The 13,244-nt window shown below is 67.0% G+C and carries 13 protein-coding genes; 1 reads left to right on the forward strand and 12 read right to left on the reverse strand.

All coding sequences use genetic code 11. The features are described from left to right. Positions 1-52 precede the first annotated feature (52 nt). The 7 genes from AB4Y63_RS12460 to AB4Y63_RS12490 all read right to left on the reverse strand — a co-directional run bounded on the left by AB4Y63_RS12460 (position 53) and on the right by AB4Y63_RS12490 (position 8,425). On the reverse strand, positions 53-2,149 hold the full coding sequence (locus AB4Y63_RS12460) for an iron ABC transporter permease (RefSeq protein ID WP_441791365.1): 2,097 nt from the start codon (positions 2,147-2,149) through the stop codon (positions 53-55). A 1-nt stretch (position 2,150) separates the two neighbouring features. Beyond that, positions 2,151-3,137 (reverse strand): ABC transporter substrate-binding protein, encoded by a 987-nt coding sequence (locus tag AB4Y63_RS12465; protein ID WP_441791366.1) that lies wholly within the window; start codon positions 3,135-3,137, stop codon positions 2,151-2,153. Between the two features lie 115 nt (positions 3,138-3,252). Beyond that, a complete protein-coding gene (locus AB4Y63_RS12470) occupies positions 3,253-4,185 on the reverse strand; it encodes an ABC transporter ATP-binding protein (RefSeq protein ID WP_441791367.1) in 933 nt (310 codons plus the stop codon). 226 nt (positions 4,186-4,411) lie between these two features. Next, positions 4,412-5,878: a catalase gene (locus AB4Y63_RS12475; protein ID WP_441791368.1), complete on the reverse strand. Its 1,467-nt coding sequence runs from the start codon at positions 5,876-5,878 to the stop codon at positions 4,412-4,414. A gap of 50 nt (positions 5,879-5,928) precedes the next feature. After that, on the reverse strand, positions 5,929-6,465 hold the full coding sequence (locus tag AB4Y63_RS12480) for a Fur family transcriptional regulator (RefSeq protein ID WP_441791369.1): 537 nt from the start codon (positions 6,463-6,465) through the stop codon (positions 5,929-5,931). Positions 6,466-6,555: 90 nt separating this feature from the next. After that, positions 6,556-7,992: an amidase gene (locus AB4Y63_RS12485; protein WP_441791370.1), complete on the reverse strand. Its 1,437-nt coding sequence runs from the start codon at positions 7,990-7,992 to the stop codon at positions 6,556-6,558. 43 nt (positions 7,993-8,035) lie between these two features. Continuing rightward, positions 8,036-8,425 carry a hypothetical protein gene (locus AB4Y63_RS12490; RefSeq protein WP_441791371.1) on the reverse strand — a complete coding sequence of 130 codons (390 nt, stop codon included), beginning with the start codon at positions 8,423-8,425 and terminating at the stop codon, positions 8,036-8,038. Positions 8,426-8,494: 69 nt separating this feature from the next. Here AB4Y63_RS12490 and AB4Y63_RS12495 point away from each other — a divergent pair, with 69 nt between their 5' ends. Then, complete coding sequence (locus AB4Y63_RS12495) at positions 8,495-9,319, forward strand: SDR family NAD(P)-dependent oxidoreductase (RefSeq protein ID WP_441791372.1); 825 nt, start codon at positions 8,495-8,497, stop codon at positions 9,317-9,319. A gap of 116 nt (positions 9,320-9,435) precedes the next feature. Here AB4Y63_RS12495 and AB4Y63_RS12500 read toward each other — a convergent pair whose 3' ends face one another. The 5 genes from AB4Y63_RS12500 to AB4Y63_RS12520 all read right to left on the reverse strand — a co-directional run bounded on the left by AB4Y63_RS12500 (position 9,436) and on the right by AB4Y63_RS12520 (position 13,205). Then, positions 9,436-10,014, reverse strand: coding sequence for a GNAT family N-acetyltransferase (locus AB4Y63_RS12500; protein ID WP_441791373.1), 579 nt, complete (start codon positions 10,012-10,014; stop codon positions 9,436-9,438). Positions 10,015-10,044: 30 nt separating this feature from the next. Then, positions 10,045-10,767, reverse strand: a complete 723-nt coding sequence (locus AB4Y63_RS12505) for a uracil-DNA glycosylase (RefSeq protein WP_441791457.1) — start codon at positions 10,765-10,767, stop codon at positions 10,045-10,047. A gap of 14 nt (positions 10,768-10,781) precedes the next feature. Beyond that, positions 10,782-11,501, reverse strand: coding sequence for a Type 1 glutamine amidotransferase-like domain-containing protein (locus tag AB4Y63_RS12510; protein ID WP_441791374.1), 720 nt, complete (start codon positions 11,499-11,501; stop codon positions 10,782-10,784). Between the two features lie 142 nt (positions 11,502-11,643). Then, positions 11,644-12,459 carry a nuclease-related domain-containing protein gene (locus tag AB4Y63_RS12515; protein ID WP_441791375.1) on the reverse strand — a complete coding sequence of 272 codons (816 nt, stop codon included), beginning with the start codon at positions 12,457-12,459 and terminating at the stop codon, positions 11,644-11,646. A 92-nt stretch (positions 12,460-12,551) separates the two neighbouring features. Further along, positions 12,552-13,205, reverse strand: coding sequence for a hypothetical protein (locus tag AB4Y63_RS12520; RefSeq protein WP_441791376.1), 654 nt, complete (start codon positions 13,203-13,205; stop codon positions 12,552-12,554). Between the last annotated feature and the right edge of the window lie 39 nt (positions 13,206-13,244).

Here is a 13,244-nt window from a genome sequence, read left to right on the forward strand (position 1 = left end):
CCTTAGTATGGCATGCCTAACCTAACTTCCCGAACTGGACGACCCGCCTGAGTCAGCCCGCCCGACGCGAACGCCAGAGCAGCCAGACGAAGTAGGGGGCTCCGACGAGCGCGGTGAGCAGCCCGGCCGGCAGCTGTGCCGGAGCGATCACCGTACGCCCGAGCGTATCCGCGACGCAGACCAGGATCGCCCCGAGCAGCGCGGAAACCGGCAGAACGAGCGCATGCCGCGCCCCGACGAGCGCCCGGGCCGCATGCGGGGCGACGAGACCGACGAAGCCGATCACCCCGACGGCTGCAACGGCGGCCGCCGTCAACATCACCGCGGTCGCGAGCAGGCCGAGCCGGGCCCGGCCGACCGCGACACCGAGAATGCGTGGGGTGTCATCGTCGTAGGCGAGCAGATCGAGCTCACGACGACCCGCGATCACAATGGGAATGGCCACGACAATCGCCACGAGCAGCGGCAGCAGCTGCGGCATTGTGCGGCCGTAGGTCGAACCGCTCAGCCAGGTGAGCGCTTTGGCCCCGCTGTACTGATCGGTGGCCACGATGAGCATGCTCACCACCGCGCCGGCCGCGGCGGCGACACCGATTCCGACGAGAATGAGCCGGTTCTGGCCGAACCCGTCCCGGGCGGCCAGGCCGAACACGATGGCGGCTGCGAGCAGCGCTCCGATCAGTCCCCCCGCTGTGACCGCCCAGAAGCTGGCGAGTGGCGCGATCGTGATCACAATCACCGCGCCGACGCCGGCGCCGCCGGTCACACCGAGAATTCCGGGATCGGCCAGCGGGTTGCGCGTCACCGATTGCACAATCGCCCCGGCCACCGCGAGGGCGGCACCGGCGAGAATGGCCGCGAGAACCCGGGGAACCCGCGTGTTCATCACGAAGGTGACCACCGGCCCGGCCTGCCCGGTCGCCCAGTTCACGAGGTCGCCGGCGAGCAGTTTGGCATCACCGAGCAGCAGGGATGCGATCGCCACGATGAGCAGGATCACGACCAGGGCGATGACTGCCGCTCCACGCATCCGTCGCCCACCAAATACTCCATGAGCGGTGTCGGCGCGCGCGCCCGCCGAGCCGGAGCCGGTGAGGCGGCCCGCGAGAACGACCAAGAAGAGGGCGCCGAAGAGGGTGGTCACGACGCCGGTCGGCACATCGACGCCGGCTTGCCCGCCGAAGATGAAGCGCAGCAGCACGTCGGAGCCGAGTACGACGATCACGCCCATCAGCGCCGAGGCGGGGATGAGCATCCGGTGCCGGGCGAGCCCCGGGATGCGCGTGGCCAGCAGCCGAACGATCGCCGGCGCGGCCAGTCCGACAAATCCGATGGGCCCGGCCACCGTCACGGCTGCGGCAGACAGCAGCACGGCCAAGACAATCGCGATCAGCTGGGTCTGGCGCACCTTCACGCCGAGCACGGATGCCGCGTCGTCACCCAGCCCGAGGAGGTCAAGTTTGCGCGAGAGCAGCAGCAGAGCCAGCACGGTGAGCAGCACGACCGGGCCGAGCTGGCTGACTCCGTCGAGACTGGTTTGGCCGAGGGAGCCGGCTCCCCACGCAAAGAGACCGGTGGTCTCCTCGGCGAAGAGCAGCAGCAGCACCGTGGTGAGCGCGGCGAGGGCCAGGGCGATGGCCGAGCCGGCGAGCACGAGCCGCACCGTTCCGCCTCCCCCGCCGGCCGACAGGCCGAGCACGAGGGCGGCGGCGGCAAGCCCGCCGAGGAAGGCGACCGCGCCACCGCCGAGAGCGGGCAGTGAGATCCCAAACGCCGAGACGGCGACGACGGCGAGATAGGCGCCGCCGTTGACCGCGAGGGTGTCGGGCGACGCGAGCACGTTGCGGGCAACCGTCTGCATCACCAGGCCGGCAACGCCGAGCGCGACGCCGACAAGCAGACCGGCGAGGAGCCGCGGCAAACGGGAGGCGACGAGCACGGCCGCCGACTGCTCGTCACCGGTGCCGGTGAGCACGTGCATCAGATCACCGAGACCGACCGCGGACGACCCCTGGGTGAGGTGAACAGCGGAGAGAACGAGGGCGAGCAGCACGCCGCCGACCAGGAACGCCGCGAGCCGGGCGCGCCCGGCACCGGCCGTCACCCCGGTGGGAGTGAGGGCCGGCGGGGCAGTCGTGGTCGCGGTCATGCTAGGCGGTGAGAGTCGAAACAACCGCGTCGATGTAGTCATTCATCGACGACGGGCCACCGAACATCCAGATGCCGTCGGGCAGGCGGTGAACGTTGCCGGCCTGCACGAACGGGAGCGAGTTCCACACCGCGTTGTCGGCGAGATCAACCTGGTAAGCGTCGCTGGCACCGTTGGCGATGTAGAGAAAGTTCACGTCGCCGAGAGCGGTGAGCCCCTCGACGTCGGTCGTGCCGAGGCCGTAGTCGGCGTCGCCTTCGCCGGTCCAGGCGTTGACGAGGCCGAGGCGCTCGGTCAGGTCGGCGAGCAGCGCGCCGTGGGCGAACGGGCGGATGGTGACCTGGCCGCCGCTCGCATAGGAGTCGGTCATCGCGAATTTGGTACCGGCGAGGCCGGCCGCCTTCAGCTCCTCGGCGCCGTCGGCGATCTTCGCCTCGAAGCCGGCGAGCAACGTCTCCGCCTCGTCTTCGGTTCCCGTGGCGGTGGCGATCGTGTTGAGGTTCTTCTCCATCTGCCCGATGCCGTTCGACGCGTCGGCTCCGCGCACGACGATCAGTGGGGCGATCTCTTCGATCTGCGCGATGGCGCTCTCGGAGAGGTCGGTGGTGGTCACCACGAGATCAGGAGCCAGGCCGGCGATCGCGTCGATGCTCGGCTCACCGCGCTGGCCGACATCCGTCACCGAGTCGTCGAGCGACTCGGACTTGACCCAGTCGCCATAGCCCTCGATATCTGCGACGCCGATCGGCATCACGCCGAGCGCAACGAGGTTCTCGACCGTGTTCCACTCCAGGGCGACGACCTTCGTCGCCGGCCCCTCGAGCGTGACCGATTCGCCACGGTCGTCGGTGATGGTGATGGCGGAGGCGCCGTGTGCGGCTGGCGAGCCGGCGTTCTCGGTGGTGCCGCAACCGGCCAAGAGAATGGCGGTTCCTGCAGCGGCGATCGACAGGAGGAGGTGGCGAGCTTTCACGGCATTTTTTCTCATTGGCGTCTTTCTCATGGGTTTCTTTCTGATGGCGCGCGGAAGAGCGCCCGCGCGGAGTGAGGGCGAAACGAGGGGAAGCTGGGTCGGAAGAGGAGTGTCGGGGCAGCAGGTGACGCTAGGCGTTGACCGCCACACTGTGAGCGCTGCTGCGTTGGTCGTGGCGGTGAACGCTGCGTTCGTCGTGGCCGTGGCCGTGGTCGTGGTCGTGGCTTTCGGCGCGGCGGCGATCATGGCGGCCGATCGGCCGTGAGCGAATCAGGCCGCTGTCGGCATCGACATCGACGTCGATCCGGATGCCGTAGGCCGAGCTGAGCACGTCGCCGACGAAGACCTCGCCCGGCGTTCCGGCCGCGACGATGCGGCCCGCGTCGAGCAGAATCACCCGGTCGGCGATCAGTGCCGCCTGGTCGAGGTCATGCAGCACGATGCCGATGGTCACGCCGTGGAGTTCGGCCAGGTCGCGAATCAAGTCGAGGAGCTCGACCTGGTAGCGCAGGTCGAGGTAGGTGGTCGGCTCATCGAGAAGCAGTACCGTCGTGTCCTGAGCCAGACAGCTGGCCAACCAGACGCGCTGCAGCTGCCCACCGGAGAGCTGCTCAACCTGCCGGTCGGCAAGGTCGCTGATGCCGGTGACGGTCATCGCGTGCTGCACCGCAGCCGCACCATCGGCATCTCCGCGCACCCAGCGGCCCCGGTGCGGGTGGCGTCCGAAATCGACGACCTCGCGCACGGTCAGTCCGGTCGGGGTGGCCCGGCTCTGCGAAAGCAGGGTGACCCGGCGGGCGAATTCGCGGCTGGTCAAAGTGAGGGCGTCGACGCCGTTGGCCGCGGTGAGAGTGGGCGCGGCATCCGGACTGCTGGAATCGTCGCTCAGAAAGACGGTGCCGGAGTCGGGCGTGTGAAGTCGGGCAAGGGCGCGCAGCAGGGTCGACTTTCCGCTGCCGTTGGCGCCGATCAGCGCGGTGATCTGCCCGGGGGCCAGGTCAATGTGGGCGCTGTGCACGACGGGTGCGCCGTGGTAGGAGAGGGTGAGGTCGTGACCGAGCATGACACTCACTATAACCAACATAGGCAAGCCTTACCTAACTCACCTCTACGAGGTTGCCGCCCCCGCGAGCTTGCAGTTGTCGGAGCCTGGGCGCGCCCGAGGCTCCGACAACTGCGGGCTCGCGGGGCGCACGTGCATGAAACGACGAACGCCCAACCTTCGAAAAGGTCGGGCGTTCGTTGTGGTTCAGAATCAGTGATTCAGAACCGATGCTGCAGGTGCAGAGCTACTCGCCGGCGTTGACCAGGTCGAGTGCCTCGAGGTTCGAGCGCAGTGCTGCGCCGAGCTCTGCGTCAACGCTGGACCAGTACCAGATGGCGCGCTCGCGCACCTCGGGACGGGTGACGCCGCTGACGGCATCCGTGATGGTCGCCAGGAAGCGACCCTTGGCGGCGTCGTCGAAGACCTCGCGGTAGAGCGTTCCGGCCTGGCCGAAGTCGCTGTCCTCCGAGCGGAGCACTGCAGCAGCGCGCAGCAGTTCGCCGTCGTTCTCCCAGCCACCGGTTCCGGCAGCTGCCGGGTCAGCGGCGGGTCCGCCGAGCGAGTTCGGCGCGTAGACCGGGGTGCTCGGCGAGTTGAAGCCGTGGCGGGCGGCGCCATCCTGTGAGTAGTTGTTCACCGGAGCGATCGGCGAGTTCACCGGGATCTGGTTGTAGTTGGCACCGAGGCGGTAGCGCTGTGCGTCGGGGTAGGAGAAGATGCGGGCCATCAGCATCTTGTCGGGGCTGGCGTCGATGCCGGGAACCAGGTTCGCGGGCGACAGTGCAACCTGCTCGATCTGCGCGAAGAAGTTCTCCGGGTTGCGGTCGAGGGTGTGCGTGCCGATCTTGATCAGCGGGTAGTCGGCGTGCGGCCAAACCTTGGTGAGGTCGAACGGGTTGAAACGGTAGGTCTTGCCCTCTTCGTACGGCATGACCTGAACGGAGACATCCCACGACGGGAAGTTGCCGGCTTCGATGGCCTCGTAGAGGTCGCGACGGTAGTAGTCGGCGTCGGCACCGGCGATGAGCTCGGCTTCGGTTCCGTCGATCTCGATGTTGCCCTGGTTCGACGTGAAGTGGTACTTCACCCAGAAGCGCTCGCCCGCAGCGTTGATCCACTGGTAGGTGTGCGAGCCGAAGCCGGGCATTTCACGCCAGGAGCGCGGCAGGCCGCGGTCGCCCATCAGGTACGTGACCTGGTGTGCGGATTCCGGCGACAGGGTCCAGAAGTCCCACTGCATGTCGGCGTCGCGGAGGCCGGAGCCCGGCAGGCGCTTCTGCGAGTGGATGAAGTCGGGGAACTTGATGCCATCGCGGATGAAGAACACCGGGGTGTTGTTTCCGACGATGTCGTAGTTGCCCTCTGTCGTGTAGAACTTGACCGAGAAGCCACGCACGTCGCGCCAGGTGTCGGGCGAACCCTGCTCGCCGGCAACGCTGGAGAAGCGCTGCATGGTCTGGGTGACGGTGCCCGGCTGGAACACTGCGGCGCGGGTGTACGCCGACACGTCGCCGGTGACCTCGAACGTACCGAATGCCCCGCCGCCCTTGGCGTGCACGATGCGCTCCGGGATGCGCTCACGGTTGAACTGCGCGAGCTTCTCGACCAGGTAGCGGTCGTGCAGCGCGGTGACGCCATCGGTGCCGACGGTCAGCGAGTGGTCGTCGCTGGCAACGGGCGCGCCCGTCTGGGTGGTGGTGGGTTCAGTCATTCTGATCCTTATCTCGAAGGGATGGTGATGGGCAGATGAGGCAAAGAAAACTAGTGGGCGTCCGGAGCGGATGCTGTGGGTGCGGGCGCGGATGTTGTCGGCGCGGCCGCGGATGACGCGGGTGCGGCGAGTGCGGCCTCCGCGGCGCCGGTCTGGCACGCAGCGCAGAGGCCCCAGAACGTGACCTCCGCCGTGTGGATGGCGAAACCGCCCGTGTCGGACGGCGTCAGGCACGGCGCTCCCCCGACCACGCAATCGACATCCTGCACCGCGGAACAGTGCGTGCAGACCAGGTGATGGTGGTTGTCACCGATGCGGCACTCGTAGAGGGCAGCCGAGCCGGCCGGTTCGATGCGGCGCACGAGGCCGGCGGCGGTGAAGGCGGTGAGCACTCCGTAGACCGCCTGCAGCGAGGTGCCGGGCAGCTCGGTCACGACCGCGGCGAAGATGGTGTCGGCACTCGTGTGCGGAGCCGCACTCAAGGCAGCCAGCACCGAGCGACGAGTCGCCGTGACTTTGAGCGAAGCCGCGCGGATGCGCTCGCTCAGTTCGTCTGCCCCCGAGGCATCCGTCACGGTGTGTGTCATGACCTCAATCTACCAAGTTGTCTTGAGTTATTCAAAACAACGGGCAAACGGTAATTCGGCACAGTTCGAGGGAAGAGAGATGACGCGCTGTCACGCCCGCGCGACGGCCGGCACCCGGTGCTGCCAGCGCAGGCGCCGCTCCAGTTGCGCGCCGAGCGCGAGCAGGGTCGCCTCGCCCCCCGGACGCCCGATCAGCTGCACCCCCATCGGCAGCCCGTCGGCCGTCTCGGCGACCGGCAGCACGATGGCGGGCAGCCCGCTCACGTTGACCATCGAGGTGAAGGGCGTGTACTGCACCTGCTGAGCGAAGTTCGCCTCGCCGTCGTGGGCGTCGTACCAGCCGATCGGCCGCGGGGCCAACGCCAGAGCGGGAGTCAGTACCGCGTCGAACCGCGACAGCTGTCGGATGAATGACCGTTCGTAGGCCGACAACGCGGCAAGAGCTTCGGCCAGATCGCGCGCCGAGAGCGCCCGCCCCCGGTGCATCAGCCAGCGGGTGAGCGGTTCGAGTAGCTGTTCCTGCTCGTCGCTCTCTGCCGGGATGCTGGCAGCTCCGGCCTGCCAAATCGTGCGGAACGCCGGGGCGTAGCTGTCATCGGGCGCGAGCGCCGTCTGCTCCAGGCCGTGTCCAAGTGCCGCCAATTCGGAGACGGCCAGGTCGAGGGCCGCCCGTGCTTCCGGCGCGATCTCAATGGAATAGGCGTTGTCCCACGCCGACGTCGTCATCACACCGAGCTGAAACCGGCCCTCGCCGCGCACGGCGGCTGCCAGCAGGGGGCCTCCGTCGTCACCCGGCGAACGCAACGTGAAGTGGTGGTCGGGCCGGCCGCCGAGCGGCGCGATCATCGCATCGAGCAACAGCGCGGCATCCGCCACGGTGCGCGCGAGCGGGCCGGCCACGGGAAGCCCGGCCAGCTTGTCGACACCGGATGCGGCGGGCACGCGTCCGCGCGATGGCTTGAGCCCGACCAGCCCACATGCCGCTGCGGGAATACGTACGGAACCGCCGCCGTCCGACCCCGGCGCGAAGGGCAGCATCCGGGCAGCCACGGCGACGGCGGCCCCGCCACTGGAGCCACCGGAACCGAGGGTTGAGTCCCAGGGATTCCGTGCCGGCGGGCCGGCCAGGGTCTCGGTGTACGACGGCATGCCGAACTCGGGTGTCGCGGTCTTGCCGAGGCTCACCGCGCCGGCGTCATCGAGCGCCTGCACGAGGTCGTCCGACTCCGTCGGCACGAAGTCGGCCATCAGTCGCGAACCGTATCGGGCGGGAACCCCCGCCCGTTGCTGCAGATCTTTATCGCCAAACGGCAACCCCCACAGGGACGCCGTGCGGGGCACGTGTGTCGCGACGTCCGCGGCTCTGACCCGCGCCGCCTCATCCGTCACTGTGACGAACGCGCCGAGCGCCGGATTCAGCGTGTTGATTCGGGCGAGGTAATGCTCGGTCAGCTCGACGACGCCGATCTCACCTTTCTGCAGCCCCTGCCACTGCTCAAGCGCGGTTAGATCGTGAAGCTCAGTCATGCGTCGAGCCTACGGCGTGACACGTTCGGGCCGAGGCGCTCGGCTATTCCGCGTCGGAGTCTTCGCTCAGTTCCGCGTCGATCTCGGTCAGCAGCCGGCCGAACGCTGCCGGAGCCCCGGCGACGACCGACCGGCCGGTGAGCGCTCCGGCCCAATGCGCGATCTGTGCGACGTTCAAGATCTCGTGTTCGACACGTGTGCCGTTCCCGTCTTCTTCAGGCAGCACGCGGTACTCGCCGCGATACCACCAGTCGCCCTGCACGACGATGAAACGCTCGGCCGGGTCGGCGAGAAAGTGCCCGCCGTTCTCGTCGCCGGCCGCCAGCTTCTCAAGCAGCAAGTCGAAGACGGCGTCGGGTTCAGCCTCGAGGTGCCCCGCGAAAGAACGCAGCACCGTGTGTTTGGCCGGCAGGTCGAGTGGCGCATTCGTCATGCCTCAATGTTAGGCCGGGCGATGAAGGCCACTCTGTCGCCCGGAAGCGGGGACGACTAGCCTCAGAGCATGGCGCGCGCACATTTCAACCCCATGGGAACCACCGCGCTGGTCACCGGCGCCTCGAGCGGTCTCGGCATCGGCTACGCGCACGCGATGGCCGAGCGTGGCGCCGACCTCGTGCTCGTGGCTCGCCGACAAGACCGGCTGGAAGCGTTGGCCGTCGATCTGGCCGAGAAATACGGTGCCACGTCGACGGTGATCCCGCTCGACCTGTCGCTGCCGGAGTCAGTCCCCCAGCTCGTCGACGACCTCCGCGAGCGCTCGATCACCATCGGCAGCCTGATCAACTCCGCCGGCTTCGGCACCTACGGCAACTTCGTCGATGCGGATGCCGGGCGCGAGATGGACGAAATCGCCGTCAACGTTGTCGCATTGACGGCTCTCACTCACGCGTTCTTGCCCGATCTGCTGACCACTGCCACGACGCATCCCCATGGCGCAGCCCTGGTGAACGTGGCGAGCACGGCCGCCTTCCAACCGGTGCCGCGGATGGCCGTCTATGGGGCGACGAAGGCCTACGTCGTGAGTTTCACGCAGGCAATCTGGTACGAAACCCGGCGCACCGGCCTCAAGGTGACCACCGTCTGCCCCGGCCCGGTCGACACCGAGTTCTTCGATGTGGCGCAGAATCACGACGCGGCATTCGGCAAGTTCCTCACCGTCGATGAAGTGATGGCCACCACCTTCACCGCGCTCGACCGCGCCACCACACCGCTGCACTCAATCAGCGGCGCACAGAACGCGGTGTTCGCTCGGATGGCGACCCTCGCACCGCGTCGCGCCGTCGTGACTGTCACCGGGCGGATGTCGGCGCCGGGTCGCACCGGATAGGCCTGGTCACTTTTCGAGAATCGCCGTTACAGCCGATAGCCGCCGTTGCAGCGGCGATCGTCGGCGCGAACGGCGACACTCGGCGCAGCGGATCGGCAGCCGACCGGTTCGACGCCCTACTTCAGGCTCTTCTGCAGCAACACGGTGCCGAGCCAGCGCTCGAACTTGAAGCCAACCTTGCCCATCCGCCCGATCTCTTCGAAGCCGAAGCTCTCGTGCAGCTTGATCGACGCGTCGGCACCCTGATCGGCGACCACCGCGATGACCTCGCGCAGACCCGCCGCCTTCGAACGGTCGAGCAGCTCGGCGAGCAGCACGCGGCCGAGACCCTTGCCGGTCGACGCCGGGCCGAGGTAGATCGAGTTCTCGACCGTGAATCGGTATGCCTTTTTCTGCTTCCACGGGGTAACGAGCGCATAACCGAGAATTTGCCCGCTCGGTGAGACTGCGGCGATGAACGGCATCCCGAGCCGCGAGAGGTAATAGAACTTGTCGCGCCACTCGGCCAGAGTCATGGGGTCTTCATCGAAGGTGACAGTGCTGTTCGCCACGTAATAGTTGTAAATTTCCCGAATGTACGGCAGATCGGGAGCCTCGACAAGGCGCAGCGTGTAGGCGAACGGCGCCTCGGGCGTGGGCTCAGGTTGCAGGTGCCGGGGCAGTCGGCGACGTGGCTGATATTCCTCTTCAAGCACCGTGCAACACCCTCTCGTTCTTCATCAAGGCTAACCGAGACTCCAGTCGACGCCGACCGCGCCTTGCTCGGCGAGCAGTGCGTTCGTGCGGCTGAACGGTCGGGAACCGAAGAATCCGCGGCGTGCCGACAACGGACTGGGATGCGCCGATTCGATCAATGGCGTCGTTCCGAAGAGCGGGCCAAGTGCCTGAGCATCCTTGCCCCAGAGGATGGCGACGAGCGGGCGTTCCCGATCGACGAGCGCGCGCACGGCCTGGTCGGTGACGGCTTCCCAGCCGCGCTTGCGGTGCGAACCGGCCTCGCCGGCGCCCACGGTCAGCACGCGGTTGAGCAGCAGCACGCCCTGGTCGGCCCAGGCACTGAGATCGCCGTGCGCGGGCGGAGTCAGGCCGAGGTCGTCCTGCAGCTCCCGGTAAATGTTCGACAGGCTTCGCGGCAACGGGCGCACCGCCGGGTCGACGGCGAACGACAGGCCGATCGGATGTCCCGGCGTCGGATAGGGATCTTGGCCGACGATCACGACGCGCACCGCATCGAGCGGTCGGGTGAAGACGCGCAACACGTTCTGCGGTGCCGGCAACACCTCTCGGCCGGCCTCCCGTTCGGCTTGAACGAAGCTCTGCACGGCGTTCAGTTCGAAGGAGACGGGTTCAAGTGCCGCCGCCCAGTCGGCGTCGAGCGCGGGCGGCTCAAGAGCCGCCGGATCGCCTGCAGCCGGATCGGTCTCACGGCCGAAGTCCGAATCGAACAGCATCATGCCGGTTGCTACGCGCCGAAGGTGCTCACGAGCACGCCGCCGTCGGCCTGGCTGACGCGCCAGACGCTGCCCGCTCCGACGACACCGAGGGCGCCTTCACCGACGACCAGCGCCGTGTTCTCGTCGATGGCGAGCCCGCCGTCGACGAGTCCTGCTTCGGTGGCGGCGATCAGCCGGGACAGGTTGCCCCACTGCGCCGCGTGCACCTCAACCGTGACGTCGAGCAGGCCGATTCCCTGCGCGAAGGTCACCTCGTCGAGGCCTTCCGAACCGTCTTCGTTGCTGACCTCGACTCCGCCGATGCGCCAGCCGCCGATGAGGGCACGCTCGGCGGCAATCGCGGCTCCGGCCGAGAAGCCGAGGTACGGGATGCCGGCAGAAACCTGGCGACGGATCTCGCCCGCGATCGGGGTGATAGCCGTGAGGTAGGCGGGGGTGAGTCCTCCGCCGATGACGATGCCATCGACATCCGCAACGTGGATCAGCTCGGCGAGCTGATCGTGTGCCAGCGCCGCGACCTTGGCCTCGATCGGACCGCCGGCGGCGAGTGCGGCGCCCAGCTGTGCAGCGTGCTCTGAGGCGTCGCCGTCGCGCACGGCGATCAGCGCGATCTTGGGCTCGGTGCGACCTGCCGCCACGCCGCGTGCCGTCGCCTCGGCGACGAACTGTTCGAATACTGCTTCAAAATTCTCGGGGGCCCAGCCGCCGCCTACCAGGTGCACACTCATGCTTCAAGAGTAGGCGGTGCAAGCTGTCAGCCCGTCCGGGCCTGTCGTCGCCGTTGCGTTGTAAAGGCAAATCCCGTGAAGCTGTCGTCCATTTCGCTCGCAGGCGTCAGCGCCTCATTCTTCGACAATTGAATCCGAACTCTCAGGCAGGCGGGAAGGATGACGCGAGCGCGCGTTGAACGAGCCGCGCAGTGAAATCGTCAACTGACCCCGGCCTCAAGACGTACTCGGCTGCCTTCCTCGGCCAGAGGACATGGACGTCGGCGATCGTGAAGGCGCCTCCGAAAAGAGGCCAGTCGGCCTCTATGAAACACAGGACTCCACGCACAGGGATTCCCTCAAGGCCGGCGTCTTCGAGCGCAGATCTGACGAGGTGGACCTGATTGCGTACACCGCCGACCAGATTCGTGCGGTCGCGTGATCCGACCATCAGCTTTTCGACCCGAGGGCGGATCAATCCTCCTTCGCCCCGCAGAGTTGGACGATCTCGATACTTCTTTGCGTCGATAACGAAGATTCCAGAGGGGCAGACAACAATGTGATCGATGTTCGCTCTCGTGAGCGGGATGCGACGGTCGTGCAAAACATGAATGCCACCCCCAGCGAGCCTGTCGAGACGCGCGCCCAGAATTTCTTCCCCTCGCGCTCCGGTGTCCCACGCCCTGGTACTTTGCGGGTCATTGCTCACCGCGAGGATGAAATTTCCGAGAAATGGATGTGCGTCACGGACTTTCGCTTCGCGCCGGTGTTTGCGTCGCTCGTGTTCCCGCCTCGCAGAGGCGCCAGCGTTGCCCGTGAAGACTTCGAACGGCTCTGCCTGCAATTCCGCACTTCCAATCACCGAGCGGTCCAATGGCTCAGCTTCGATCGAGCTGGCGAACTCCAAAGCGACAGAGGGAGAATCCGCAGCGCACCGCAGGCAGACCACAGTCTTGGTCTCTCGCTCGTATACCGCCATCGACCCAGCCGGGAGTTCAACCGCGCATGTTCGGCAACGTCCTGAGTACCGAAGTCGCATCTTCTTTGGCGTCAACGCCGCGTCATCGCTCATCAGGGCGATTGCTGGGGTTGCGGAGTGTCGCCAATGAGTCCGCCGGCGGCCCGAGCGATCGACGCATCGCTCAGGAAGCGGGGAATCATGCAATCCAGGTCGATGAGCGCGAGCTCGATCCATCGTGTTGTTTCGTGATCCACCCATTCGATGCGAAGACAATCATGAAGCCGGGTCATGCCATGAGCAGGGCCGATCGTCACCGACGTGATCGACGAACGCGGGATCCGACTGGCTCGACGCGGAGTTCGACCGTCCCAGGCCCACGTCTCCAACGAGGTGTCGCGGATCGACACTCCGGCCTGCCAGATGCTGCGGTTGAGCGAAGGGCTCCGGCGGAAACCAGCGATCGTCGCGGGAGCGGGCGAGGTTCGGGCCAGTTGGCCCAGGACGACTGTCGCACTCGGGTCCTGTCGGAGAATGGCGGTCCGCATCTCACCAAGAATGCGCCGCTGGTAGAGAACCAGGGTCGCGACGATTGCTGCCGCGCCGATTGTCGATATGACAAACCCTCTGCCACCAAAAGGACCCACCGCCACCAGCGCAGCGCCGACGGTGACCAACATGATCAGGATCACGACGAGCGAGAATTGATGTCTGCGCTGGCGGCTGCGCCTGCTCTCGACCGTCTCGCCTGGGTCGCTGACCGTCATGCGTACTCCATCGTCGTATCGCGCATGATCCAGTGAGCG

This window comes from Leifsonia sp. YAF41, from assembly GCF_052113185.1.
Classification (GTDB): Bacteria; Actinomycetota; Actinomycetes; order Actinomycetales; family Microbacteriaceae; genus Cryobacterium.

Bases quoted from the DNA above. Each gene is read 5' to 3' on its own strand.
- AB4Y63_RS12460 (WP_441791365.1), bottom strand. From the start codon at position 2,149: ATGACCGCGACCACGACTGCCCCGCCGGCCCTCACTCCCACCGGGGTG.
- AB4Y63_RS12465 (WP_441791366.1), bottom strand. From the start codon at position 3,137: ATGAGAAAAAATGCCGTGAAAGCTCGCCACCTCCTCCTGTCGATCGCC.
- AB4Y63_RS12470 (WP_441791367.1), bottom strand. From the start codon at position 4,185: ATGCTCGGTCACGACCTCACCCTCTCCTACCACGGCGCACCCGTCGTG.
- AB4Y63_RS12475 (WP_441791368.1), bottom strand. From the start codon at position 5,878: ATGACTGAACCCACCACCACCCAGACGGGCGCGCCCGTTGCCAGCGAC.
- AB4Y63_RS12480 (WP_441791369.1), bottom strand. From the start codon at position 6,465: ATGACACACACCGTGACGGATGCCTCGGGGGCAGACGAACTGAGCGAG.
- AB4Y63_RS12485 (WP_441791370.1), bottom strand. From the start codon at position 7,992: ATGACTGAGCTTCACGATCTAACCGCGCTTGAGCAGTGGCAGGGGCTG.
- AB4Y63_RS12490 (WP_441791371.1), bottom strand. From the start codon at position 8,425: ATGACGAATGCGCCACTCGACCTGCCGGCCAAACACACGGTGCTGCGT.
- AB4Y63_RS12495 (WP_441791372.1), top strand. From the start codon at position 8,495: ATGGCGCGCGCACATTTCAACCCCATGGGAACCACCGCGCTGGTCACC.
- AB4Y63_RS12510 (WP_441791374.1), bottom strand. From the start codon at position 11,501: ATGAGTGTGCACCTGGTAGGCGGCGGCTGGGCCCCCGAGAATTTTGAA.
- AB4Y63_RS12515 (WP_441791375.1), bottom strand. From the start codon at position 12,459: ATGGCGGTATACGAGCGAGAGACCAAGACTGTGGTCTGCCTGCGGTGC.
- AB4Y63_RS12520 (WP_441791376.1), bottom strand. From the start codon at position 13,205: ATGACGGTCAGCGACCCAGGCGAGACGGTCGAGAGCAGGCGCAGCCGC.